20 protein-coding genes are annotated in these 22,998 nt (G+C 67.6%); 4 read left to right on the top strand and 16 right to left on the bottom strand.

Annotated elements, in window-relative coordinates:
• Positions 1-70: 70 nt before the first annotated feature.
• Both Sp245p_RS29840 and Sp245p_RS29835 read right to left on the bottom strand, forming a co-directional pair.
• Entirely contained in the window at positions 71-631 is a 561-nt protein-coding gene (locus tag Sp245p_RS29840; protein ID WP_014241751.1) for a hypothetical protein, read from the bottom strand.
• A 79-nt stretch (positions 632-710) separates the two neighbouring features.
• A complete protein-coding gene (locus tag Sp245p_RS29835) occupies positions 711-1,673 on the bottom strand; it encodes a LysR family transcriptional regulator (RefSeq protein WP_014241750.1) in 963 nt (320 codons plus the stop codon).
• Between the two features lie 125 nt (positions 1,674-1,798).
• Between Sp245p_RS29835 and aptA the strand changes: the two genes are divergently transcribed.
• Together aptA and Sp245p_RS29825 are read left to right on the top strand one after the other, a co-directional pair.
• Entirely contained in the window at positions 1,799-3,160 is a 1,362-nt protein-coding gene (aptA, locus tag Sp245p_RS29830; protein ID WP_014241749.1) for an omega-aminotransferase AptA, read from the top strand.
• Positions 3,161-3,174: 14 nt separating this feature from the next.
• A complete protein-coding gene (locus tag Sp245p_RS29825; protein ID WP_014241748.1) occupies positions 3,175-4,674 on the top strand; it encodes a CoA-acylating methylmalonate-semialdehyde dehydrogenase in 1,500 nt (499 codons plus the stop codon).
• A 221-nt stretch (positions 4,675-4,895) separates the two neighbouring features.
• Here the strand turns inward: Sp245p_RS29825 and Sp245p_RS29820 are convergent, their stop codons facing one another.
• On the bottom strand, positions 4,896-5,654 hold the full coding sequence (locus Sp245p_RS29820; protein WP_014241747.1) for a GntR family transcriptional regulator: 759 nt from the start codon (positions 5,652-5,654) through the stop codon (positions 4,896-4,898).
• Positions 5,655-5,689: 35 nt separating this feature from the next.
• The gene (locus Sp245p_RS29815; RefSeq protein ID WP_158310423.1) at positions 5,690-6,358 is read right to left on the bottom strand and encodes a CBS domain-containing protein; all 669 of its coding nucleotides are present in this window, start codon (positions 6,356-6,358) and stop codon (positions 5,690-5,692) included.
• 179 nt (positions 6,359-6,537) lie between these two features.
• Between Sp245p_RS29815 and Sp245p_RS29810 the strand changes: the two genes are divergently transcribed.
• Positions 6,538-6,726, top strand: a complete 189-nt coding sequence (locus Sp245p_RS29810; protein ID WP_014241745.1) for a hypothetical protein — start codon at positions 6,538-6,540, stop codon at positions 6,724-6,726.
• Between the two features lie 7 nt (positions 6,727-6,733).
• On the opposite strand, the gene Sp245p_RS29805 is transcribed toward Sp245p_RS29810, so the two are convergent.
• From Sp245p_RS29805 to Sp245p_RS29790, 4 genes are all read right to left on the bottom strand, one after another.
• Positions 6,734-7,438 carry a TerC family protein gene (locus Sp245p_RS29805; RefSeq protein ID WP_014241744.1) on the bottom strand — a complete coding sequence of 235 codons (705 nt, stop codon included), beginning with the start codon at positions 7,436-7,438 and terminating at the stop codon, positions 6,734-6,736.
• 79 nt (positions 7,439-7,517) lie between these two features.
• The gene (locus tag Sp245p_RS29800) at positions 7,518-9,044 is read right to left on the bottom strand and encodes a tripartite tricarboxylate transporter permease (RefSeq protein WP_014241743.1); all 1,527 of its coding nucleotides are present in this window, start codon (positions 9,042-9,044) and stop codon (positions 7,518-7,520) included.
• Between the two features lie 188 nt (positions 9,045-9,232).
• Positions 9,233-9,739, bottom strand: a complete 507-nt coding sequence (locus tag Sp245p_RS29795; RefSeq protein WP_014241741.1) for a tripartite tricarboxylate transporter TctB family protein — start codon at positions 9,737-9,739, stop codon at positions 9,233-9,235.
• An 83-nt stretch (positions 9,740-9,822) separates the two neighbouring features.
• Positions 9,823-10,896: a Bug family tripartite tricarboxylate transporter substrate binding protein gene (locus tag Sp245p_RS29790; protein ID WP_081863301.1), complete on the bottom strand. Its 1,074-nt coding sequence runs from the start codon at positions 10,894-10,896 to the stop codon at positions 9,823-9,825.
• 500 nt (positions 10,897-11,396) lie between these two features.
• Between Sp245p_RS29790 and Sp245p_RS29785 the strand changes: the two genes are divergently transcribed.
• Entirely contained in the window at positions 11,397-13,109 is a 1,713-nt protein-coding gene (locus Sp245p_RS29785) for a right-handed parallel beta-helix repeat-containing protein (RefSeq protein ID WP_014241738.1), read from the top strand.
• Between the two features lie 86 nt (positions 13,110-13,195).
• Here the strand turns inward: Sp245p_RS29785 and Sp245p_RS29780 are convergent, their stop codons facing one another.
• The 8 genes from Sp245p_RS29780 to Sp245p_RS29745 form a co-directional block, all read right to left on the bottom strand.
• Complete coding sequence (locus Sp245p_RS29780) at positions 13,196-13,666, bottom strand: hypothetical protein (RefSeq protein ID WP_014241737.1); 471 nt, start codon at positions 13,664-13,666, stop codon at positions 13,196-13,198.
• 269 nt (positions 13,667-13,935) lie between these two features.
• Positions 13,936-14,706 carry a hypothetical protein gene (locus Sp245p_RS29775; protein ID WP_014241736.1) on the bottom strand — a complete coding sequence of 257 codons (771 nt, stop codon included), beginning with the start codon at positions 14,704-14,706 and terminating at the stop codon, positions 13,936-13,938.
• A gap of 88 nt (positions 14,707-14,794) precedes the next feature.
• Complete coding sequence (locus tag Sp245p_RS29770; RefSeq protein WP_041813102.1) at positions 14,795-15,982, bottom strand: polysaccharide pyruvyl transferase family protein; 1,188 nt, start codon at positions 15,980-15,982, stop codon at positions 14,795-14,797.
• Between the two features lie 63 nt (positions 15,983-16,045).
• Positions 16,046-17,338: a hypothetical protein gene (locus tag Sp245p_RS29765; RefSeq protein ID WP_014241734.1), complete on the bottom strand. Its 1,293-nt coding sequence runs from the start codon at positions 17,336-17,338 to the stop codon at positions 16,046-16,048.
• A complete protein-coding gene (locus Sp245p_RS29760) occupies positions 17,338-18,651 on the bottom strand; it encodes a glycosyltransferase family 4 protein (RefSeq protein WP_014241733.1) in 1,314 nt (437 codons plus the stop codon). The genes Sp245p_RS29765 and Sp245p_RS29760 overlap by 1 nt, the downstream gene beginning before the upstream one ends.
• Before the next feature lie 47 nt (positions 18,652-18,698).
• Positions 18,699-20,873: a hypothetical protein gene (locus Sp245p_RS29755; RefSeq protein WP_014241732.1), complete on the bottom strand. Its 2,175-nt coding sequence runs from the start codon at positions 20,871-20,873 to the stop codon at positions 18,699-18,701.
• On the bottom strand, positions 20,870-22,171 hold the full coding sequence (locus Sp245p_RS29750) for a glycosyltransferase family 4 protein (RefSeq protein WP_014241731.1): 1,302 nt from the start codon (positions 22,169-22,171) through the stop codon (positions 20,870-20,872). The genes Sp245p_RS29755 and Sp245p_RS29750 overlap by 4 nt, the downstream gene beginning before the upstream one ends.
• Entirely contained in the window at positions 22,168-22,995 is an 828-nt protein-coding gene (locus Sp245p_RS29745; protein WP_094304555.1) for a class I SAM-dependent methyltransferase, read from the bottom strand. The genes Sp245p_RS29750 and Sp245p_RS29745 overlap by 4 nt, the downstream gene beginning before the upstream one ends.
• Positions 22,996-22,998: the final 3 nt, after the last annotated feature.

The raw sequence follows: 22,998 nt of genomic DNA, 5'->3' as shown, positions 1-22,998 counted from the left end.
ACCCACGCAAGACCCACCCGCTACATTTTCGTATGAGTACGGTGGATTCATCCCCGGTTTTTTCGGGGGCTCACAAAAGCATCAGGAAGGCCGGCAGGCCGCCCAGAACCGCTCCCTGGGCCCCGCCCCACAGGACATCTCCCTGCTCCACCGACCGCCGCAGCGCCGGGTTGGTGCCGCGCAACTGGCACAGGGCGAAGATGGCCGCGTTCATCGGGCCGGCCAAGGCGAACCACAGGATCCAGGACGGCATGCCGCCGAGCCACACGGCGGGGGCGAGCATCAGGGCGGTGCGCCCGGTCCAGGACAGGCCGCGGAACAGCAGCGCCTCCCACGACCAGACCCCGCGCGGGCCGACCGGGCCGAAGGGCAGGAGATGCTGTCCGACAAGCGTCGCCCCGGCGGTGGCCACGCCGACCACCAGCGCCTGATTGATCGGCATGGCCAACGACCACAGGGCGGTGCTGAGCAGGGTCGCCGGAACGCTCCACAGCAGCAGGCGGGACAGCGCCCCCGTCTGGCGGCTGAGCGCGCTCAGAAAGAAACTGCCGAGCAGGGAGCAAGTGACGGTGAGCAGGACGGCGGCGAACAGCAGATAGTCGATGACGAACTGTTCGGTCAGCATCACCATGGCCGCGCTCCCCCACCGGTTCTTTGTTCGTATTCCCCTCAATTACGGTGGGGCGCGACCGGGCCGGCGTCAATGGAAATCACCCCGATTTTTGGGGGCCGCCCACCTCCTTCGTTCCCGCCCCCTCCAACCCTGTCCGTCTCAGCAGGTCAAGAAACCGCTCCAGCACCAGATTGGCCTGTGTGCCCGTCTTGGTGACCGCCTGGAATTCCTGGGCGTAATGGAAGCGCTCCGGCAGCAGGGCGCGCATGGCCCCGCGCTCGACCCATTGCCGCGCGTAATGGGTGGGCAGGAAACCCACGTAGCAGCCGGTCAGGATGAGGAAGGCCACACCCTCGCGGTCGGTCGCTGTGGCGGTCGCGGTCAGCGCCCGCTGCACCCCCGCCGCCTCCGGCACCTGCTGCGCCTCGGTCGGTGCGACGGCGTCGGCGGCCTCCACCGCCGCGCCGGGCACCGTCTCGGCGTCGAACAGCGGATGGCCGCGCCCGCAGTAGAGGTGTGATTCCTCCTGGTACAGCGGCAGGCGTTCCAGGCCGGGCAGGGCGCGCCGCGCCGGCACGACACCGACATGCAGGCGCCCGTCCAGCACCCCCCGCTCGATCTCGTTGGGCGGGATCATGCGGATGTTCACCCGCACCTCCGGCCCCTGCTGCTTGAGGCCGCGCAGCGCGTCGGTCACCCGCATCTTCGGCATGGTGACGAGGTTGTCGGTGATGCCGATGTTCAATTCGCCGCGCAACCGCCCGTGCGCGGCGTTGATCTCGCTGCGGAAGCTCTCCAGCCCGGCGAACAGGCGCAGCGCCGCCTCGTAGGCCAGGCGTCCCTCGTCGGTCAGCAGGAAGCCCGCCCGCCCGCGCCGGCACAGCCGCAGCCCCAGCCGCCGCTCCAGATCGGCCATGTGCAGGCTGATGGCGGCGCGGCTGATGTTCAGCTCCACCTCCGCCGCGGAAAAGCCGCCGCACTCCACCACCGTCTTGAAGACGCGCAGCAGGCGCAGGTCGGCGTCGTTGAGGCCGCTCAGGGGGCGGACGGGCTTGGTCATGGATAGGTAAGCAGATGCTTGCGTAAGGTTTGAATGGTTTGGATTTAACCGCAACCAAGCCTCCGCGCACACTGTTTTCCGAGACGACCCCCGACGCCCACCCCAGCCAGCAGGAGTGCCGCCCGATGCCGCCGTTGGACGAGAGCCAGAAAGCCGGAACCGCCCCGACCGCCGGGCTGACGCGCGAGGAGCTGGACGCCCACTGGATGCCCTTCACGGCGAACCGCGAATTCAAGGCGAACCCGCGCCTGATCGCCCGCGCCGAGGGCGCCTGGTACTGGGACGCCGAGGGGCGGAAGATCTACGACAGCCTGTCCGGCCTGTGGTGCTGCGGCGCCGGGCACAGCCGCCGCGAAATCAGCGAGGCGGTGGCCCGCCAGATCGCCGAACTGGACTACAGCCCGGCCTTCCAGTTCGGCCACCCCGCCGCTTTCAAGCTGGCGCACAAGCTGGCCTCGATGACGCCGGCCGGGCTGGACCATGTGTTCTTCGTCAATTCGGGGTCGGAGGCCACCGACACGTCGCTGAAGATGGCGCGGGCCTATTGGCGGCTGAAGGGCCAGCCGGCCAAGACCAAGCTGATCGGCCGCTCGAAGGGCTATCACGGCGTCAATTTCGGCGGCATCAGCCTGGGCGGCATCGGCGGCAACCGCAAGCTGTTCGGCTCGGGCGTCGAGGCCGACCACCTGCCGCACACGCTGCTGCCGCAGAACGCCTTCACCAAGGGCCTGCCGGAGCAGGGCGCCGAGCTGGCCGACGCGCTGGAGGAACTGGTCGCCCTGCACGACGCCTCCAACATCGCCGCGGTGATCGTGGAACCGCTGGCCGGCTCCGCCGGCGTGCTGCCGCCGCCCAAGGGCTATCTGCAGCGGCTGCGCGCGCTGTGCGACAAGCACAACATCCTGCTGATCTTCGACGAGGTCATCACCGGCTTCGGCCGCATGGGGGCCGCCTTCGGCGCCGACGCCTTCGGCGTGGTCCCCGACATCATGAACGTCGCCAAGGGCCTGACCAACGGCGCGGTGCCGATGGGCGCGGTGGTCGCCAACCATGAGATCTACCAGACCTTCATGGACAACGGCGGCGCCGACTACATGGTCGAGTTCCCGCACGGCTACACCTACTCCGCCCATCCGGTGGCCTGCGCCGCCGGCCTCGCCGCTCTGGAGCTGTTCGAGCGGGACAAGCTGGCCGAGAAGGCGGCGGATCTGGCCCCGCATTTCGAGACGGTGCTGCACGGGCTGAAGGGGCTTCGCCACGTTACTGACATCCGCAACTACGGCCTCGCCGGCGCGGTGCAGATTGCGGCTCTGCCGGGCGAGCCGGCCCGCCGGCCCTACGAGATCGCCATGAAGTGCTGGAAGGCGGGATTCTACGTCCGCTTCGGCGGCGACACGCTGCAGTTCGGCCCGCATTTCATCAGCGAGCGCGAGGACCTCGACCGGCTGATGAACGCCGTTTCCGACGCCATCCAGGCGACCGCTTGAGGATGGGAACTGCCATGCCCCTCGTTCCGCACCTCATCGGCGGCGCGGCCGACGCCCCCGCCGAGACCCGCAGCGCCGACATCGTGAACCCGGCGACGGGCGAAACCGTCGGCCGCGTCCCACTCGCTGGCCGCGCCACTGTTGAATCGGCCATCGCCGCCGCCGAGGCCGCCTTCCCGGCGTGGCGGGCAACGCCGCCAGCCAAGCGGGCGCGGGTGATGTTCCGCTTCCGCCAATTGCTGGAGGACAACGCCGACCGCGTCTGCGCGGCGATCACGCGGGAGCACGGCAAGACGTTGGAGGACGCCCGCGGCGAGTTGACCCGCGGCATCGAGAATGTCGAATACGCCTGCGGCATCGCCGATCTGCTGAAGGGTGAGCATTCCAAGAATGTCGGGCCGGGCATCGACAGCTGGTCGGAGTTCCAGCCGCTGGGCGTCGTGGCGGGCATCACGCCCTTCAACTTCCCGGCCATGGTCCCGCTGTGGATGTTCCCCGTCGCCGTGGCCTGCGGCAACTGCTTCATTCTGAAGCCGTCGGAGCGCGACCCCAGCGCCTCCCTGCTCGTCGCGCAGCTGGCGCAGGAGGCGGGCCTGCCGCCGGGCGTGCTGAACGTCGTCCACGGCGACAAGGAGGCGGTCGACACACTGCTGACCGACCCGCGCGTCCAGGCGGTCAGCTTCGTCGGCTCCACCCCGGTCGCCGAGTATGTTTACGCCACCGGCACCGCCCATGGGAAACGGGTGCAGGCATTGGGCGGGGCGAAGAACCACGCCATCGTCATGCCCGACGCCGACCTCGACAACGCGGTCAGCGCGATCATGGGGGCGGCCTACGGCTCCTGCGGGGAGCGCTGCATGGCGATCTCCGTGGTCGTCGCGGTGGGCGACGCGACCGCCGACCGCGTGGTGGCGATGCTCGCGGAGCAGGTGCGCAGCCTCAAGGTGGGGGCGGGGACCGGCGCCGGCTGCGACATGGGTCCTCTGGTCACCCGCGCCCATTTCGAGAAGGTGAAGGGCTTTGTCGACCAGGGCGTCGCCGAAGGGGCGGAACTGGTGGTCGATGGCCGCGGGCTGGTGGTGCCGGGACACGAGGGCGGCTTCTTTCTCGGCGGCTGCCTGTTCGACCGGGTGACGCCGGACATGAGAATCTATCGGGAGGAGATCTTCGGCCCGGTCCTCTGCGTCGTGCGCGTGGCGACGATGCAGGAGGGCATGGATCTGATCGACGCCCACGAATACGGCAACGGCACCTGCTTGTTCACCCGCGATGGCGAGGCCGCGCGCTATTTCACCGACGCGATCAAGGTCGGCATGGTCGGCATCAACGTGCCGTTGCCGGTGCCGGTGTCCTACCACAGCTTCGGCGGCTGGAAGCGGTCGCTGTTCGGCGATCTGGCGGCCTACGGGCCGGACGGCGTGCGCTTCTACACCCGGCGCAAGACGATCACCCAGCGCTGGCCGACGGGCGGCGTGCGCGAAGGCGCGCAGTTCTCCTTCCCGTCGATGAAGTGAGGGAGGCGTGCTTCCCCTCTCCCCTCCGGGGAGAGGGTTAGGGTGAGGGGGATGCGCGTGTCGGGACGCTCGGCAAAAGCGCAACCCCCTCACCGGCTCTCAGCGGATGCCAGAGGCATCCGCATGCCGCCGTCAGCGCTGGCCTCTGGCCAGCGCGAGAGGCCCTTCGGGCCACCCTCTCCCCAGGGGGAGAGGGTTAAATTACGGCCCCTTCTCCACCACTACATCAGCGGCAGACCGTCCTTGAACGCGGCCTTCACGTCGGCGCCCCGCACCTCGGCAAGCCGCAGCCAGTCGAGAAAATCACCGTGCCGCTCGACATGGGCGGCCAGACCCAGCGTGTGTTCGCGCGCCAGACGCTCGGCCAGTTCACCGTCACGCCGCTCCAGCGCCCGGATGATGTCGCGGTGCTCGTGCATCGACTGTTCGGCCCGGTTGTCCTGCCGGATCGACAGCTTGCGGATGGCCCGCATGTGGATGAACAGGTTGTCGGTCAGCGTTTCCAGGATGCGCGCCCGGCTGAGGCGGATGATCGCCTTGTGGAACTCGATGTTGGCGTCGGAATATTCCTGGATATTGTCGGAGGGCGCCTGCTCCTCGAAGCTGCGGAAGATGTCCCACAGCGTGCCGATGTCCTCCGCGGTGGCGCGCTCGGCGGCGAGGCGGGTTGCCATGCTTTCCAGCGCCGCCCAGGCGATGATCATCTCGATGATCTCGGTCTTGGTCTTGCGGACGACGTAGATTCCCCGCCGCGGCTCCAGCCGTACCAGCCCCTCCTGCTCCAGCAGGGTCAGGGCCTCGCGGATCGGGGTCCGGCTGACGCCCAGCAGGCCGCTGAGCTGGCGTTCGTCCAACCGGACGTCGCCGGGGTGGTCGTAGATGTCCATCTGGATGATGGCCTGCTTCAGCCGTCGGTAGACTTGGTTGCGGAAGGTGGCTCCGGAATCCAGCGGCTGGACGGACAATTCGGGTGGCGGCATCGGTCTGCTCCTTCGATGGGGCGGATGGCCGGGGATCACCCGACGAAGCGGTTCCGGTTCAGATGCTCCTCCACGCGCTTCACGCCGCTCACGCCGCTCGCCGCGGTGTGCAGGGCGCGGCGCTGCTCCTCGCTGTCGACCATGCCCCAGAGCTGCACGACCCCGTCGTTGACGACGATGTTGATCCGATCGAGGTCCACCCAGGACTGTCCCTCCAACGCCTCCAGCAGCGCGGCGCGGATCGCCTCGTCGCCGGACGCGCCGAAGCCGGTCCCGCCGCGCCGGTTGCGAAGCAGCCCATGCAGCAGGTTGGCCCGGCTGATGATGCCGACCGGACGCCCGTCGACCAGGACGGGGGCGCGCTTGATCCGCTTGTCCTCCATCAGGTCGGCGATCTCGGCGATCTCCGTGTCGGGCGAGACGGCCTGGACCGGGCGCGACATGACGTCGCGCGCGCAGCGACCATGGGTCTTCAGGAAGTCGGCGGCCTGCACGTTGCGGCCCACCAGCATCTCCAGCCAACGGGCGCGCGGACGGTCGGTTCCCGTCTCGACCCTGCGCAGAAGGTCCCCCTCGCTGATGATGCCGACCGCGCGGCCGTCCTGGTCGACGACCGGCAAGCCACTGATCCGATGGGTTAAAAGCAATTCGGCAATGTCCGGCACGGGGGTGTCCAGCGCCACCGTGATGACCGGCGATGTCATGACATCCTTCGCTTGCATCTCGACGTTCCTCCCTGAACTGGCGGTGCGGAGCCTGTGTCCGGCTCCTGCTGCGTGTCTGGTATACGAAATGCTACGTTTCTTATCCCTTGCTCCCCAACGGACTTTGCGCCATCTCTGCTGCAGCGCAGCATGAGTGTGGTCAGAGTCCGGAGTTCCCCATGTTGGAGAGTCTTGCTGTCGTGTTCGCCCTGGCCGGGTTGGCCGCCGTGGTGACGGAGATTTTGCGGAACGATCCGGGCCTCATCTCCGAAATCACCACCGACGTGCGCGCCATGGCTCTGCCGGGCCGTTTCCGGGCGGTGCGGGGCGACCGCTGCCGCGAGCCCCGTCGCCCGTCCTCCTGCTGACGGCTCCTCAGGCGGGATCGGTCTCCACCACGGCGCGGCGGCGGTTGATGCTGCGGGCCATCAGGAACCCGGCGGTCATCACCCCCAGCGCTGCGACGAAGGGCGCCGTCCCGGTCAGCACCGGCAGGCTCTCCGTCACGTGGGAATGGATGCTCGGGTCGGTGAGGATGACCTCCGCCGCGATGTAGCCGAGCAGCCCGGCGCCGGCATAGACCAGGGCCGGCAGCCGTTCGATGGCCTTCAGGATCAGCGTGCTGCCGAAGACGATCAGCGGGATGCTGATGGCCAGCCCGAGGATCAGCAGGACCGTGTTGCCGTGCGAGGCGGCGGCGATGGCGATGACGTTGTCCAGGCTCATCACCGCGTCGGCGATCACGATGGTGCGGACCACCCCCCACAGCCCGGCGGAGGTGCCGGCATGCTCCGCCTGCGCCTCCTCCTCGGTGGGCAGCATCAGCTTGATGGCGATCCAGAACAGCAGCACCCCGCCGATGATCTTCAGGTACGGGATGGCCAGCAGATAGGCGATGATGACGGCGAACAGCACGCGCAGCACGATGGCCGCCCCGGTGCCGAGGAAGACGCCGATCTTCTGCTGCTTCGGCGGCAGCGAGCGGCAGGCCAGCGCGATGACGAGCGCGTTGTCGCCGCTCAGCAGGATGTCGATCCAAATGATCTGGAGCAGAGCGATCATGAAATCGGACGTGTCCATCGTCCCGAACCCCCCGATGTGAGAAGGAATCCCCCCGCCGGTCGTCCCGTCCCGGACGCCGGCGGGGGAGTGGGTGGAGCTATTTCACGGGGATGACCTCGCTCCCGCCGTCCTGCCGGGCCTGGCGCTTGCGCAGCAGGGCGGAGATCACCGGCCAGAACAGCATGACCAGCGCCAGGGTGACGATGCTGCCGACCAGCGGGTTGGACCAGAAGATAGCCAGATCGCCCTGCGACACCAGCATGGCCTGCCGGAAGGAGCTTTCCGCCATGTCACCCAACACCAGAGCCAGCACCAGCGGGGCCAACGGGTAGGACAGCTTCTTGAAGACGTAGCCGACGACGCCGAACACCAGCATCATGACGATGTCGAGGAAGGCGTTGTGCACCGTGTAGGCGCCGACCGCGCAGATCACCACGATGACCGGCGCGATGATGCTGAAGGGTATGCGCAGGATCGAGGCGAAGACCGGAACCGTGGTCAGCACGACGATCAGGCCGGCGATGTTGCCCAGATACATGCTGGCGATCAGGCCCCAGACGAACTCCTTCTGCTCGATGAACAGCAGCGGGCCGGGCTGGAGTCCCCAGATCAGCAGGCCGCCCAGCAGCACCGCCGCGGTGGGCGAGCCGGGGATGCCCAGGGTCAGCATGGGCAGCAGCGCGCTGGTGCCGGCGGCGTGGGCCGCGGTTTCCGGAGCGACCACGCCCTCCATCTCGCCGTTGCCGAAATTCTGGCGGTTCCTGGAGAAGCGCTTGGCGAGGCCGTAGCTCATGAAGGAGGCGGGGGTGGCACCGCCGGGCGTGATGCCCATCCAGCAGCCGACGATGGAGCCGCGGATGGCGGTCACCCAGTAGCGGGGCAGGCTCTTCCAGGTCTCCCACACGACCTTGGCGTTGATCTTCGCGCTCTTGCCCTTGAAGGCCAGCCCCTCCTCCATGGTCAGGAGGATTTCGCCGATGCCGAACAGGCCGATGACCGCGATCAGGAAGTCGAAGCCGCGCAGCAGCTCCACCGAACCGAAGGTCATGCGCAACTCGCCGGTCACGCTGTCGAGCCCGACCGCGGCCAGCGCGAAGCCCAGCATCATGGCGCACAGCACCTTGAAGGGGGATTCGCTGCCCATGCCGACGAAACTGCAAAATGTCAGGAGCTGGACCGCGAAGAACTCCGCCGGGCCGAAGCGCAGGGCGAAGCCGGCGATCACCGGGGCCAGGAAGGTGATGAGCAGAACCGCCACGAACGCCCCGAAGAAGGACGAGGTGAAGGCCGCCGTCAGCGCCTCGCCCGCGTGGCCCTTCTGCGCCATTGGGTGCCCGTCGAAGGTGGTCGCCACCGACCATGGCTCGCCCGGTATGTTGAACAGGACCGAGGTGATGGCCCCGCCGAACAACGCCCCCCAATAGATGCAGGAGAGCATGATGATGGCGGAGGTCGGCGACATGCTGAAGGTCAGGGGCAGCAGGATCGCCACCCCGTTCGCCCCGCCCAGCCCCGGCAGCACGCCGATCAGGACGCCCAGCGTGATGCCGATGAACATGTAGGCGATGTTCATGGGATCGGCGAGCACGCCGAACCCCTGTATGAGTGACCCGAGCGCTTCCAAGTTTCCCTCCCTTTCCGGCATCCGCGCCCGTTCCGTTTGGAAAGGTCGCGTCTTGAGCGCGCAGGACGGGGTTCGTCCCCGCCGCATGGGCTGGTTCGTCGCGGATGCCTGCCGCTGCTTCGGTGTGCGCGGCCGTTCCCGCGGCCGCCCCGGCTTTTAAAAAACTGGACTGGTAAGAACTGGACTCGTCAGAACCCGAACATCGTCTCGACCGGCCCCTTGGGAAGCGGTACCAGGAACCAGATCTCGAACATCACGAAGAGGCCCGCAGGCACGAGGATGGAGACGGGCAGGATCGTCTTGAGCGGATACTTGCCCACCCAATGCATGAAGAAGGCGATGAACAGCACCGCCGACAGATAGATGCCTAGGAAGGCGGTCAGGATTACGAAGACCACGCTGGGGACCAGAACCTGGAGAACCAGGGCGAGCTGATGCTTCTCGACGAAGGCGGTGCGTTCGCCGCTGTGGCGCCAGAGGTTGACGGCCAGTGTGGCCAGACTGCTGACCAGCATGATCAGGCCGACATAGAAGGGAAAGTAACCGGCCTTCGGTCCGTCGGACCCCCAGCCGTTGCCGACGCGGATGCTGTCGGCCATCACCACGAGGGCGACGAGAGCGAACAGCCCGGCGACGACGATTTCCATGGTCCGGTTCGAGACGACCGGATCACTGTTCTGTGTTCCATGCTCCATGGCTCACTCCCGCAAAAACCCGAAAGGCAGGGGAGGGCGCCCGGGGCGCGATGCCCCGGGGGCCGCGCGTCGGACGAGAGGGGCTATTGTTTGGTGAAGCCCGCCTTGTCCATCAGGGTCTTGTGCTGGGTTTCCGCCGCGGTCAGCCAAGTCTTGAACTCGTCGCCGGTCTTGAAGCTGACGTTGAAGGCCCCCTTCGCCATGAAGTCCTTCCACTCCTCCGTCTCGCGGACCTTCTTGAAGAGGTCCACGTAGTAGGCGATCTGGTCCGGCGTGACGCCCGGCCCCATGAAGATGCCGCGCAGCATGGTGTATTCCACGTCCAGCCCGGATTCCTTGCAGGTCGGGATGCTGTTCCACGACTTGCCGTCGGCCACCGGCTCCTTCAGCGGGATGCGCTCCTTGTCGAAGACGCAGAGAGGCCGCAGCGCCCCGGCCCGCCATTGCGACACCGCCTCGATCGGGTTGTTGACGCTGGCGTTGATGTGGTTGCCGACGAGTTGGGCCGCCACGTCGCCGCCGCCCTTGTAGGGAACGTAGGTGAAGGTGACGCCCGCCGACTGCTCGATGGCGGCGGTGATGATCTGGTCTTCCTGCTTGGAGCCGGTGCCGCCCATCTTGAAGCGGTTGGCGCCGCCCTCTTTGGCGGCCTCGACGAACTCCTTGGGCGATTTCTGCGCGGCCTCGCTGTTCACCCACAGGACGAAGTTGTCCAGGGCCAGCATCGCCACCGGCGTCATGTCCTTCCAGGAGAAGGGAACGCCGGTCGCCAGGGGCGTGGTGAACAGGTTGGACAGGGTGATGATGATCTTGTGCGGGTTGCGGTTCGACGATTTGACGTCGAGGAAGCCTTCCGCACCGGCGCCGCCCGACTTGTTGATGACGACGATGGGCTGGCCCATCAGGTTGTTCTTCTGAATGATGCCCTGGATCATCCGCGCCATCTGGTCGGCGCCGCCACCGGTTCCCGCCGGGACGACGAATTCGACCGATTTGGTCGGCTCCCAGGCGGCCTGGGCCGCGGCCGGGATCAGCAGAAGGCCGAGCGCGCCGGCCAGGGCCGTTCCGCCGGCGAGCGTTCTTCTGTGGGGTCTTTTAAAAGCGAAGGAGTCAAAAGGGGTCTTCCGCGCGCAGCGCGGGCGCTGTACGTCCTTCATGCCTCATTCCTTCCCTTTTGGGTGGCCGGGCTTCCGTCGGCACGGCTCATCATTTTTGGATTGTCTGGCGAGACGGATTGTTTGTTATGCAAACTGTCCGTGTGGCGTATGGTATGTGGCATCCCAGCTTTCTTCAACAGGAATGTCACAAGACGACCGAGCCCAATCATTGGGTGCAGCGCAAGAATGCATCGAAAATCGGTAGCTAAATTCTTGTAGTTCACTGCAATTTCAAGAATTTGACGAAAGAGTTACCCCATTAGTTCTAGCGCTTAAATTCGAGGAACTACCTCTTTCGTTAGGGGAATTCCTGTGACGGATTTGGCGCACTTCAAAAACTAATTATCCTAAAATCGAACCATTTAAGGCCACACGGTGCTGGCTAGGCTCCGGTCCTGTCGAAAACGATTGAGCGCACAGCAAGCGGGACGGCGCGATCCGCGCACATTCCCGCCCACCGCCACAAACGTGGCGCTGTAAAAAGGAAAGAGTGAAAGACCATGGAACATATGGCCATTGAGCTTGATCATCAGAACCACGCCGACACGACCGGTTTTGTCGGTGATTCTGCTGCCGATCCGTTCCAGGCTGTTGTCGACAGCATCACCCCGGTGACCGCCGACAGCGCCGCAACGCCGGACTCAATTCTCCATCTCCAGGCACTCCAGACCACCGCACAGCCTCTGGCGCTGGCCGATGCCACGGCCGCTGCCGCCTCCACCGCCAAGATCGTCGTGAACGCCTCCGGCACCGCCGCGGGCGGCGTCTCGCCCCATTTCAAACTGCTGGTGGACGGCGCCGTTGTCGGCGAAGGCACCGCGGGCGGCGATGCCAAGGACTTCTCCTTCGACGCCAACGTGACCGCCGATCAGGCGCACAAGATTCAGATCCAGTACGACAACGACGGCGCCGTCGATGGGCAGGACCGCAACCTGACCGTCAACGCCATCTCCATCAACGGTCACAAGGTCGCCCCGACCGATCCGTCCGTCACCTATGACAAGGGCGCGCTCGACGGCAAGGACGTCGTCCCGGGTCAGGCCAACATGTGGTGGAACGGCACGCTGGCCGTCGCCGCTCCGAAGGAGTTCTTCGCGACGACCGCCGCTGCGGCCCCGGCCGCCCCCACGGCGCCGACCTCCGGCACGTCGGACTACCCGTCCACCCCGGCCTCGCAGATCTACTACGTCGATGCGACCAACGGCAGCGACAGCAACTCCGGCCATGACGCGAACCAGGCCTGGAAGTCGCTGGACAAGGTGAACTCCACCAACTTCGCCGCCGGCTCCCTGGTCCTGTTCGAGCGTGGCGAGACCTGGCACGACAGCCTGCTGGCCTCGACCTCCGGCACCTCCGACAAGCCGATCATTTACGGCGCCTACGGCACCGGAGCCAACCCGGTGATCGAGGCGGCCAGCGGCTCCAGCTACGCCGTCAGCCTGAACAACAAGGACAACATCACCTTCGACAGCCTGACCATGAAGGGTTCGGGCGACGCCGGCCTGCTGCTCAACGGCGGCGCCGACAACGTGAAGGTCACCAACTCGCAGATCGTCGACAACCACGGTTCGGGCGTCGTCATCAGCGGCACCTCCCACGGGCTGCGGATCGACCATTCCACGATCGACGGCAACGGCGCCTACGGCATCGTGCATTACTCCGCCGACAACGCCGACCAGTACTTCACCAACAACACGATCAGCGACAACGGCTGGCGGACCGACGGTGTGTATTCGGGTTGGAACGGCCGCATCCTGAGCGGTGAGATCGCGGGCAACACGATCTTCAACAACGGCGCCGGTGGCGGCGACGGCCGTTCGCACGGGCTGTACCACGACCACAGCCAGGCCAACAGCACGCTGAAGATCCACGACAACACGATCTACGACAACCCGCGCGGCGCCGGCATCCTCGCCAAGTCGAGCACCGAGATCTACGACAACACGATCTACGGCAACGCCAACGTCGGCATCTCGGTCGGCCAGAACCAGGGCACCAGCGTCACCTACAAGATCTACGGCAACGAGATCTTCAACAACAACGGCGGCATCATGGAGCACCTGAAGGGCGCCGGGTCGATCACGCTCGACGTGCACGACAACATCTTCAACAACAACAACGGCCGCTCGGCGGTGTCCATCGCCGACAGCATCAGCCAGAACGTCGCCAACAACACCATCTCCTCGGCCTCCAAGGCCAGCCCGACCGCGTAAGGACGGGTTCTCTCTCCATCGTTTCGGCGACGACCGCGCCCGGCCATTCCTTGGCCGGGTGTCGGTGCGTCCGGACGTGGCTGGTCTCACCAATGCAGGAAGACGCCGACGTCACCCGGCATGCCGCCGGGATAGCTCAAAATCTGGGCGCGCAGCTTGTAGCCGGCGGGGCGGAGATACCGGTCGTAATTGTCGTAGACCTCCCGTGCGAAGCCGGTGAGGCTGTCCGGCCAGTCGGGCTCGAAATTGTTGATCGACCGGCCGCCATCGCTGCAGTAGCTGCTGGGAAAACGCACGATCTCGATTTCGGTCTCCCCGCGTTCCGCCGCTGCGCGCACGGCATGGGTAAAGCGCTCCTTGGCGTCGGGACGGATGTGCTGGTGCATGAAGGCTTCGTGGATCGCGGTCTGCTCCTCCTGCTGCTTCTTCGCGAGATCCTGCGCCTCCTTGAGGCGCGCCTTCTCCTGCGCTTCGCTGATCGCGTGGAGGTCCTTGGGCGTGATGAGGGCGCCGCCGAGCGGGGAGGTCGGAGGGGTGGAAGGACCATCTGCGGGCATGTCGCATGTCTCCCGGTAGAAGGCCGCTGGCCTTGTCGGTTCGGAATGCGGTTCGTTTCAGGGACGCCCTGAACGCCGCATCGCGGCCCGCATGATCCCGGCGGGACGCGCGTCATGCAGGGTGGCACGCGGAACGGCCGCGCGTCCATCATCGGCGCACCCACCATCAGCGCATGGAAAAGCCGCCGCCAGGATCGGCGGCGGCTGAAGCGCCTGGGAACAATGAAACGGAGTCTCGGAGCAGGAGCAGGGAGGGCGGCGGGCCGCCGTTACCCGAAGATGGCCAGCCCGATCACCGTCGCGGCGAAGGCCCCCACGGCTGAGGCCAGGGCGGCGATGATGGTGGGGGCGTGCGACTTGGCCGACTTCACCTTCAGCGCATCGTCGAAGCCGCGCAGCGTCGTGTCCATGCGGACGAGGAAGACCTCCAGCCCGGCCACCCGCTCCTGAAGGCTGTGCAGCGCGTCCGACAGGGCGGCCTGCTGCGCCGCGGCGGTGCTGGTTCCGGCTTGGCCGGCGGCGATGCGCTCCTGCGTCTCGCGCAGCAGCCGGGCGATGCCCTGCTGGCCGGCGGCGATCTGCTGGTGGTCGCGGCGGGCGGCGTCCAGCCCGGCGCCGATGCGCACCAGATGCGGAGCGAGCGTGCGCTCCAGCAGCTTTTCCTCGGCGCTCGGCTGGGCGAAGGTGGCGATGGTGCCGGTGCTCGGGGCGGCGGCCACGGCGACGACGCGCGTGGGGTCGAGCCCGGCCGGAATTTCAAGGTCGGCCTCGAAGGCGTGATGCCCGTCGCCGAAGTTGCCGCCCACCAGATCCTCGCGCGGGCGGTCGGCCAGCGCACGCCCCAGGACCACGCTGCGGCCGTCCGGCATCTCGGCGCGGAACTCCACCGTCAGGCGGTCGGTGGGGTAGGAGCGGTCCCAGGCCCAGCCGTAGATCCGTCCGGCCTGGACGGCGTCCACCCGGCCTTCGATGACGGACGCCGCTGGCTCCGCCGCGACGGGGGTGGAGGGCAGGGTGTCGGGCGTGGCGACGTCGGGCATGGCGGGCACTCGCGAAATAATTGAAGTCCCCTCTCCCCAGAGGGGAGAGGGTTACGAAAGTGCTTTTCTGGAAGAGCGGCAACCGCCGTCAGGCCGCCTCGCGCTGCGGGGTCTTGCGCGCGGTCGGGCTGGGCATGCGGTGCGGGATGTAGTTCTCGTCCAGGAACTCCCGCATGTCGCGGTAGCGCTGATAGAAGGTGCGGTTGAACTTCTCGAACAGGCTCTGGTCCCAGTATTCCTCCAGGACGAAGGGCTTGTCGGAATAGACGTCGTAGCAGGGGATCGCGAAGGTCTCCGCGAACTCCGCCGTGCGGCTGTCGTAGCTGAAATAGACCGACGGTGTGCCGTTCGACAGTGCCATCAGGTTGCCGTGCAGGCGGTAGCCGAGCACGAGATCCTTCGAGCGCACGATGTTCTCATAGTCGGCGACGACGTCCGAGTACCACAGGCGCGAGCGGTACAGCTCGTCCAGCTCCTCGTCGAAGTACCAGTTCTTCAGCCAGTTGTTGTTGTGCAGCTCGTCCCAGGCCTCGGCCTTCTGCTCGTCGGTGCCCCAGAGCAGCTTCTTCTCCTCGACCTCGCCCTGCATCATCAGGACGGTGTCGAAGCGGCGGCTCATGTCCTTGACGAAGTCGCGGTGGCGGGTGAGGTAGGTCTTCACGTCCGGTGAATAGTGGCTGGACACCTCGCGGCGCATGGTGATGCCGACGTTGCGCACGCTGTCCAGGGCGGGCAGGTCGATGCGCAGCTCCGGATCGCGGTTGCGGAAGGCGGTCGGGCAGCCGACGATGCGGACGTTCTTGATGCCGAGGTCCCACAGCACTTCGGCGGTGTAGGTGCCGCGCACGCCCAGCGTCGTCGACTTGTCGGCGAACATCTGCCAGATGCGCTTGCTCTCGTCCGACAGCGTCAGCTTGCCGGTGGCCGGGGCCTGGGCGCCGACGCCGAAGGCGATGACCGGGATGCGCAGCTTGGACAGCACCTGCTCGGTGCCCTCCGGCCAAGTCATGTGGTCGTGGATGTAGTTCGACCCGCGCAGGAAGACGTAATCATATTCGGCGTTGGCCCGGTCCACCACCTCCTGCTTGAACTCGCGGATCTCGACGACGTCGAGACGGTCGAAGGTCAGCAGCTTCAGCGAGGAATCGTAGACGAAGGCGTCGCCGATGTTGTGGTAATGATTGATGCTACGCTGAATGTTCTGGTAGCTGTACCACCGCACGCAGTCATGGTCGTAGACTTCGCCGGAGGGAATCATGACTAGGATGTTAGCCAATTTAATTCTCCTGGGGTCGGGGTGGTGGAGGGTTGCGGGGTTCGGGTTTTGTCTTGATAAATTCTATCCGCTTTGGGACGGCTCAACCCGGATCATTATTCGGACCAGATCACGATCCCTGGTCGGCTTGCAGTTTTTCTGGGCAAGCCGGGTCAGGTAAAGCCAGGCGTTTCCATCCGTGTCCTCGAAGTTCCGGCTTCTGGCGTCCGGATCGAGAATGGCCGGGTAGTAGAAGGTCTCGTCCACGGCGCAAGTCTTGTCGGTGAGCAGCGGCGCCGCCCAGGCGAGGCGGGGGGCGGACCAGCCGATCAGGTCGGCGGAGGTCGACACCCACACGCCGGACACCGGCTCCGCGCCTTTGCGCTCCGCGCGTCGTCCCGCCATCACCGCGACGTAGAGGCCGCTCGGCGTGTGGCGGACGAGGCTGGTGACGGTGAAGGGCAGGCGGTCGGGCGGCAGCGGCGCGCAGACCGACGCCTCGGGGTCGGCCTCACCCTCGGTGTAGGGGTCGCGGAAGCGGACCGTGAAGTCCCGCCCGTCCCACGCCCGCCAGGACGCCGGATCGCCGAGGTCGCGGGTGCGCATCAGGCAGACGCCGCGCTTCTGCGCGCCGATGCCCTCGGCGAAGGCCATCGCGTAGTACCAGCCGTCGCGCTCGACGATGTTGCTTGGCGCGAACAGCCCAGCCCGCTTCCCCAGATCGCCGCGGAAGCGGTAGGGCACCCCGGCGACGTAGCGCGCCGGTCCGAAGCTCTGCCCGCCGTCGTGCGAGACGGTGAGGGTCAGCGCGTTCCACCAGCAGGCCATGTAGTCGCCGGTCGGGCAGAGGTCGCGGCGCTTGTGGCCGTGATACTCGTTGTGGACCAGCCCGTAGACGGTCGTCCCGTCCAGCGTGTAGGGCGAGGTCAGCCAGCCCATGTCGTCGAACCGCGCCGGGTCGTCGCGCTTGGCCGACTGGAAGACGATGCGGCAGGTGTGGTGCAGCTCGTTCAGCGACGGGCCGCTGAGGATGCGTGCGCGGGTGTGCGCGGCGAGCAGCCGGACGCTGCCGTCCGCCGCCTTCCAGGCGCGCGCCGGGGCGTCCGGCACGTCCCAGTCCTCGCAGGCCTGGGTGCGGTGGTCGTAGACGGTCTCCAGCGCCGCACCTGCGGGGACGCTGACGCGGAGGTCGGCGGCGTGCGAGGGGGTGGCGAAGAGGAGGGTGGCGAGAAGGATGCCGGCGTATTGCCCCCACCCTAACCCTCCCCCGCTGCGCAGGGGAGGGAACTCCGCCGCATGCCCCTCAAGCCCTCCCCTGCGCAGCGGGGGAGGGAGGAACCCGCGAAGCGGGGGGGTGGGGGCAAGTGGGGTGTACATCACGGCTTCTGCGCCACCGCCCGTTCGGGCATCGACACGGCACCACCGCCCGCGTTCGCGATCAACGCGTCGAACACGTCGGCGTGGCGGCGGGCGCATTCCGCGCGGTCGATGGGGCGGCGGATGCGCATGCGCAGCCGGTCCCACAGGTCCGGCGTGGTCAGCGCCTCGGTCAGGCGGTCCACCAGATCCTCGACGCTGGCGTTGCGGAAATGCAGGCCGTCCACACCGTGGGTGACTTTCTCGCCCATGCCGCCGATGTTGCTGGAGATGATCGGGCGGCCGTGCAGGAAAGCTTCCTGGATCACCACCGGCGAGTTCTCCCACCAGATGGACGGCATCACCACCCAATCCACGTCCTTCATCAGACCGGGCAGCTCGGCGGAGCGGTAGCTGCCATAGAAGCGCACGCGGTCGCCGGCACGCTCCACCGCCTCGTTGAACTTCTTCTGGTAGGCCTCGGGCTGGCGCTCCAGGTTGCCGCCGAAGATCATCAGCGCGCCGTCTTCGCCCCACGCCTTTTCGGAGACGCGGCCGATCGCCTCGACCAGCACATGGGCGCCCTTGAACTCGGTCAACTGGCCGAAGAAGGCGAAGCGGTTGCGCTTGCCGCCGCGGGCCAGCGGGCGGGGCGGGGCGATGCCCTCGACGGTCAGGCCGTTCTCGATCATCCGGAACTTCTCGCGGGGCAGGCCCCAGTCGACGTAGCGGTCGATCAGGAAGTTCGACGGGCTGACGTAGAAGTCCGCCTGCTCCAGGAAGGTCTTCAGGAACAGCTCACGCTTGAAGAACTGCGCCTCGCCGATGTGCGGGAAGCAGCCGGCGCAGTCCGCCGGACTGGCGCGGTAGCACAGCGTGTTGCGGCTGGTCTTCACCATCTGCCCGTGATGGTGGCAGATGGACAGATACTCGTGGAAGGTCACCACGATCGGCACGCGCGGCAGCGCCTGCCGGATCGCCTGGATCGTCTCGATTCCCAGACCCAGGAAATGGTGGAAGTTCACCACGTCCGGCTGGAGGTCGCGGACGTAGCGGACGAAGTCCTTCTCCAGCCCCGGCAGGTTGCGGTTCGACAGCCGGAAATGGTCGTAGTCGTTGGCGTAGTAGAGGACCTCCCGCTCCTTCTGGCGCAGCGCCATCAGGGCGGAACTGCCGTGCGGCGTGACTGGCGGGGAGGTGCGGGCCAGGTAATGGCTCTCCCAGCCCGGCAGGTCGTGCAACCCCTGGTGCAGGTTGTAGGAGGCCACCTCCGCGCCGCCCAGCGAGAAGGCGGGATGGCCGTGGCTGATGATCAGGACGCGCTTGTTGCTCATGGTCGGGCCGATCTCGAAAGGGCGTGCGGGGCAGCGTTGCAAAGGACTCAGGCGGCGGCGCGGGCGGACCAGATGTCCTCGAAGCTCCAGCGGTCCACCATGGCGCCGGCACGGCGCCAGCGGTCGGCGTGCGCGTCGCGCGGCTGCTCGTCTAGCGCCACCAGCGTGACGCGGGGCAGCCAGACGCAGGCCCCGCCCAGCGCGCGCAGGCGCAGGCAGAGATCCAGCCCCTTGTGATCGGCCCCCATGTAGGAACCCATGGTGGCCAGCGCCCGGACCAACGCGTCCTTGGGCAGCAGAGCGCATTCCGGGGCGGCGGCGTCCACCGTCGCCGCGTCCTGCTCCTTCAGCCAGTCACGCGGATAGCCGGCGAAGCGGCGCTCGAAGGTCTTGACGCCGTCCGAGCCTTCCACCGCCATGATGCCGGCGAAGCGGATCGAATGGTCCTCGTAGAGCAGCGTCGGGCTGACCATCACCGGCCCGCCGGACTTGCGCGACACCCGCTCCAGCGCCGCCAGCCAGCCCTTCTCAGTCGGCAGGACTGAGGGGGAGAGTGTCAGCACCCGCTCGCCGCGGGCGTGGGGCAGGGCGGCGGCCATCGCCTCGAACGCGTCGGTGGCGTCGGGAGCGGCGACGAAGGTGACGGCCATGCGGTAGAAGGCGGCGGCCTGACGGACGGCACCACCCAACCGCTCGTGCGTGCCGGCGGCGGCGACCACCAGCAGCTCGGTTTCCGCGAAGTCCGGGTCGATGGCGAGGCGGGCGATGTTGAGGTCCACGTCCTCGCGACCGTCGGTCACCGGCAGGATCACCGAGACGCGCGGCGCCTTCACCGGACGGCCCATCGGGTGCACGCCGGTCGACGGCAGCGCACCGGAGCGGGAGCGGGCGGTGCGCAGCATCGGGCCGACATGACGCGCGATCAGCGTGTCGATGGACGGGCTGTCCAGATTGACCAGCGACAGCATGCGGCGCAGCGCTTCCGGAGCCGGCGGCAGACAGCTCAGCGGCAGGAAGGCGAAGCGGTCGTCGGCCAGTTCCAGCTCCAGATGGAACTCGGCGCCCGGGGGCAGGCCCGACGGCTCGGCGGCGAAGGCGGTGAAGCCGTGCTGGTCCTGGCCGGGGATCATGCGCCCGGCGAACAGGCCGTCATGCTGGAAGGCCTCCGTCACGTCGCGGCGGGCGAGCCGCGACCAGCCCTCGTCGAGCCGGACGGCGACGCCCGGCCCCTTCAGCGTGACGGCGCGGACCTGCCGCGTCGGGTCGAGCAGCCAGCCGGCGACGAACAGCCCGGCGCCCGGCACGCGCAACGCCATGTCCAGCCCGGTCCGCACCGGGATGTCGAGCCGCGACACCGTTTCCGCACCGTCGTAGCGCGACGCGGCGATGCGGGACATCTTCTGGCGCGTCTCGGCGTCCTGGATGTTGCCCAGCATGTCGCGCACATGGGCGGAGGCGACGCCGTCAGGCAGGATGGTGCGGTGCTCGAAAATCTCCAAGTGGCGCCAGCCCTCGGCGGCGCGGTAGTGGATGCGGCGAATGGCGGTGGGAAGCGGGGTCTGGTCGGTCAGCACCGCCATCACGCCCGACGCCTCCGGCGGCAGGTCGGGACGGGCGAAGGCCCCGGCGGTGGCGCGGTAGGCGGCGGTCTCCTCGGCCTCGATCAGGATCTTCTGGGCGCCGTTGCGGAAGCTGCGCGCCCAACCCTGGAGCATCAGGCTGCCGTCGCGGAAACGCCCGAACACCTCGGCGAAGCCATCCGGCTGCGACACCTCCTGGGCGAGGCCCGAGAGCAGGCGCCCGATGCGGTCGGATTCGTTCTCCGCCCCGTCCTTTGAGGAGGCGGCGAGCTGGATCGCGAAATCCAGCGCCACGGCCAGCGCGCCGGGCTGGAAGCCCTTCAGCGCTGAGACGAGGTGCGACGGGTTGGTGCGGACGTTGGACAGCCGCGGCAGGACCAGGCGTTCCCCCTTCTCGTCCGCCAGCTCGACGCGCGACGGGCGCATCTGCGCCAGCCCCGGCACGCGGATGCCGCCGAGGAACCAGCGCTCGCCCTCCGCGTCGGCCCAGGAGCGTCCGGCGTAGCGGCCCTCCACCGACCCGTCGAGATGCACGGCGCCCTGCGCGGGCAGCGCCCGGTCGATGGCGCCGAACAGGACGAGCGTGTCGTCGTCAAGAAGAATGGCCGCCGTGATGTCGGCCTTGGTGATCGGTTCCTTCATCCCGCGATGCTCCCCACAATCGAGCCCTGCCCATGCGATCCCCCCGGACCGTTCATTATGTCGTCATAGAGAATGACGTGTTTTTCGGCGGACTCCTCGGTCGTCGGGACCGCCGGCATGTTGGAGACGAGCCGGTCCCACAGGCCCGGCTCGGTCATCGCGCGCGTCATCACGCGCGCCAGATCCGCGGCGTCCCCCGCCCGGAAATGCAGCCCGTCCACCCCGTCGGTCACCGATTCCGCCATGCCGCCGATGCCGCTGCAGATGACCGGGCGGCGGTGCTGGAAGGCTTCGCGGATGACCAGCGGGGCGTTCTCCCACCAGATCGACGGCATCACCACCCAGTCGGCGGCGGCCATCAGCTCGGGCATCTCCTCGCGTCGGTAGGGGCCGTGGCGGACGGCGGTGCCGCGGGCGCCCTTGAAGCCCTGCTCGACCTTGTCCTTGAAGGCGTCGGTCTGGAACGGCGCGCCGCCATGGACGGCCAGCGTCAGGTCCTGCCCCTGCTTCTCCAGCCGGGCGGCGGCGTCCAGCGCGACCGTGATCCCCTTGAAGGGGTTCAGGTTGCCGAAATAGGCGAAGGCGTTGCGCGGCGCGCCCGCGGGCAGCGGCCGGTGCGGCGCCGGACGGACCGCCGGGCGCCCGTTCTCCATGACGGAGATGCTGTCCGGGTCGATGCCCCAGGCGATGTAGCGGTCGCGCAGGAAGGCGCTGGGCGCCAGGAAATGGTCGACCAGCCCGAACATCGCCTTGATGTGCTTCTCGCGCAGCACGAACTGGTCGGCCGGCCGGTCGGGGAAGCAGCGGTGGCAGGCGTCGGGCGAGGCCATGCGGCACAGCGCGTGGCCGTTGGTCGTCACCATCTGCCCGTCATTGGCGCAGATCGGGTAGTAGTCGTGCAGCGTGTAGACGATGCGCGCGCGCGGGCAGACGCGGCGGATCAGGAACAGCATCTCCACGCCCAGCAGCAGCGTGTGGTGGATGTGCACGATGTCCGGCTGGAAGGCGCGCAGCAGGTTCGACAGGTCGGGCACGATGCCGTGCAGGTCGATCTGGCTCTGGAAGAAGTGATCGAAATGCCCAGCCCACAGCACCACCTCGTCGGCGCTGCGGCCCAGCGTCTGGAGGTTGGTGCCGGGCTTGCGGTCGCGGTGGACGCCGTTGGTGCAGGCGAGGAACAGGGCCTCCGCCCCTTTGGCCTTCAGGCTGCCGAACAGCTCGTGCGCGAAGATTTCCGTGCCGCCGGGATGCAGGCTGGGGTGGTTGTGGGCGACGACGAGGACGCGGGGCAGGCTCATCGCGCGCCCTCCTTTTCCAGAACCAGGAGATCCTGGAAATTCTCGGCGTTGCGCTGCCCGCTCCAGTGGCCGCGCAGGACCGGGCGCGCCGGGCGCAGCCCCTGTTCCGCGAAGGTGCCCAGCAGGAAGGATTCGCTGTAGGCGACGGCGGCGTTCGGGTTGGCCTCGTCGGCGATGAATTCCGGCCCGGCGGCCTCAAGGAAGGCCGGGCGTGCGGTCTTCTTCGCGATGCCGTCCCGCGCGCGGGCGTCCACCAGGAACAGGCTGAGGAAGCAGCGTCCGCCCGGCTTCAGCACGCGGGCGATCTCCGCCGCGTAGCGCACCGTCTCCGCCGTCCGCAGATGGGTGATGACCGAGGTCAGGATCACGAAGTCATGCCCGCCGTCCGGGAAGGGCAGGCGGGTCTGCGCCGCGTCCTCCGCCCCGCCGGGGTTGTAGAGGGCGTTTGCCACATCGAGCGTCCGGAAGCGGAACTCCGGATAGGCCGGGGTGATCGTCTCCGCGCACCAGCGGATGCCGTCCTCGACGATGTCCACGCCGTCGTAGCTGGAGTCGAGATACTGGGTCAGCGGCACGGCCATGCGCCCAATGCCGCAGCCGATCTCCAGCACGCGGTGCTTCGGCTTCAGCCCGCCGACGCGGACGAAGTGGCGCAGGAACTCCGCCCCGATGGCCCGGAAATCGCCATCCCCGATGAACACGCGGTCCGGCGGCGGCACGGGCAGGAAGCGGTTGCGGGCGATCTGCGCGCACAGCCATTCCAGCCGGGGGTCGGTGTTGCGGCGCAGGACGGCGAGGCGGCGCCCGGTGAGGATCTCGTTCATCAG

This window comes from Azospirillum baldaniorum, assembly GCF_003119195.2.
GTDB classification, from domain to species: Bacteria; Pseudomonadota; Alphaproteobacteria; order Azospirillales; family Azospirillaceae; genus Azospirillum; species Azospirillum baldaniorum.
The sequence above is the reverse complement of the archived record's forward strand: the minus strand, read 5'-3'. Positions and strand labels throughout refer to the sequence as shown.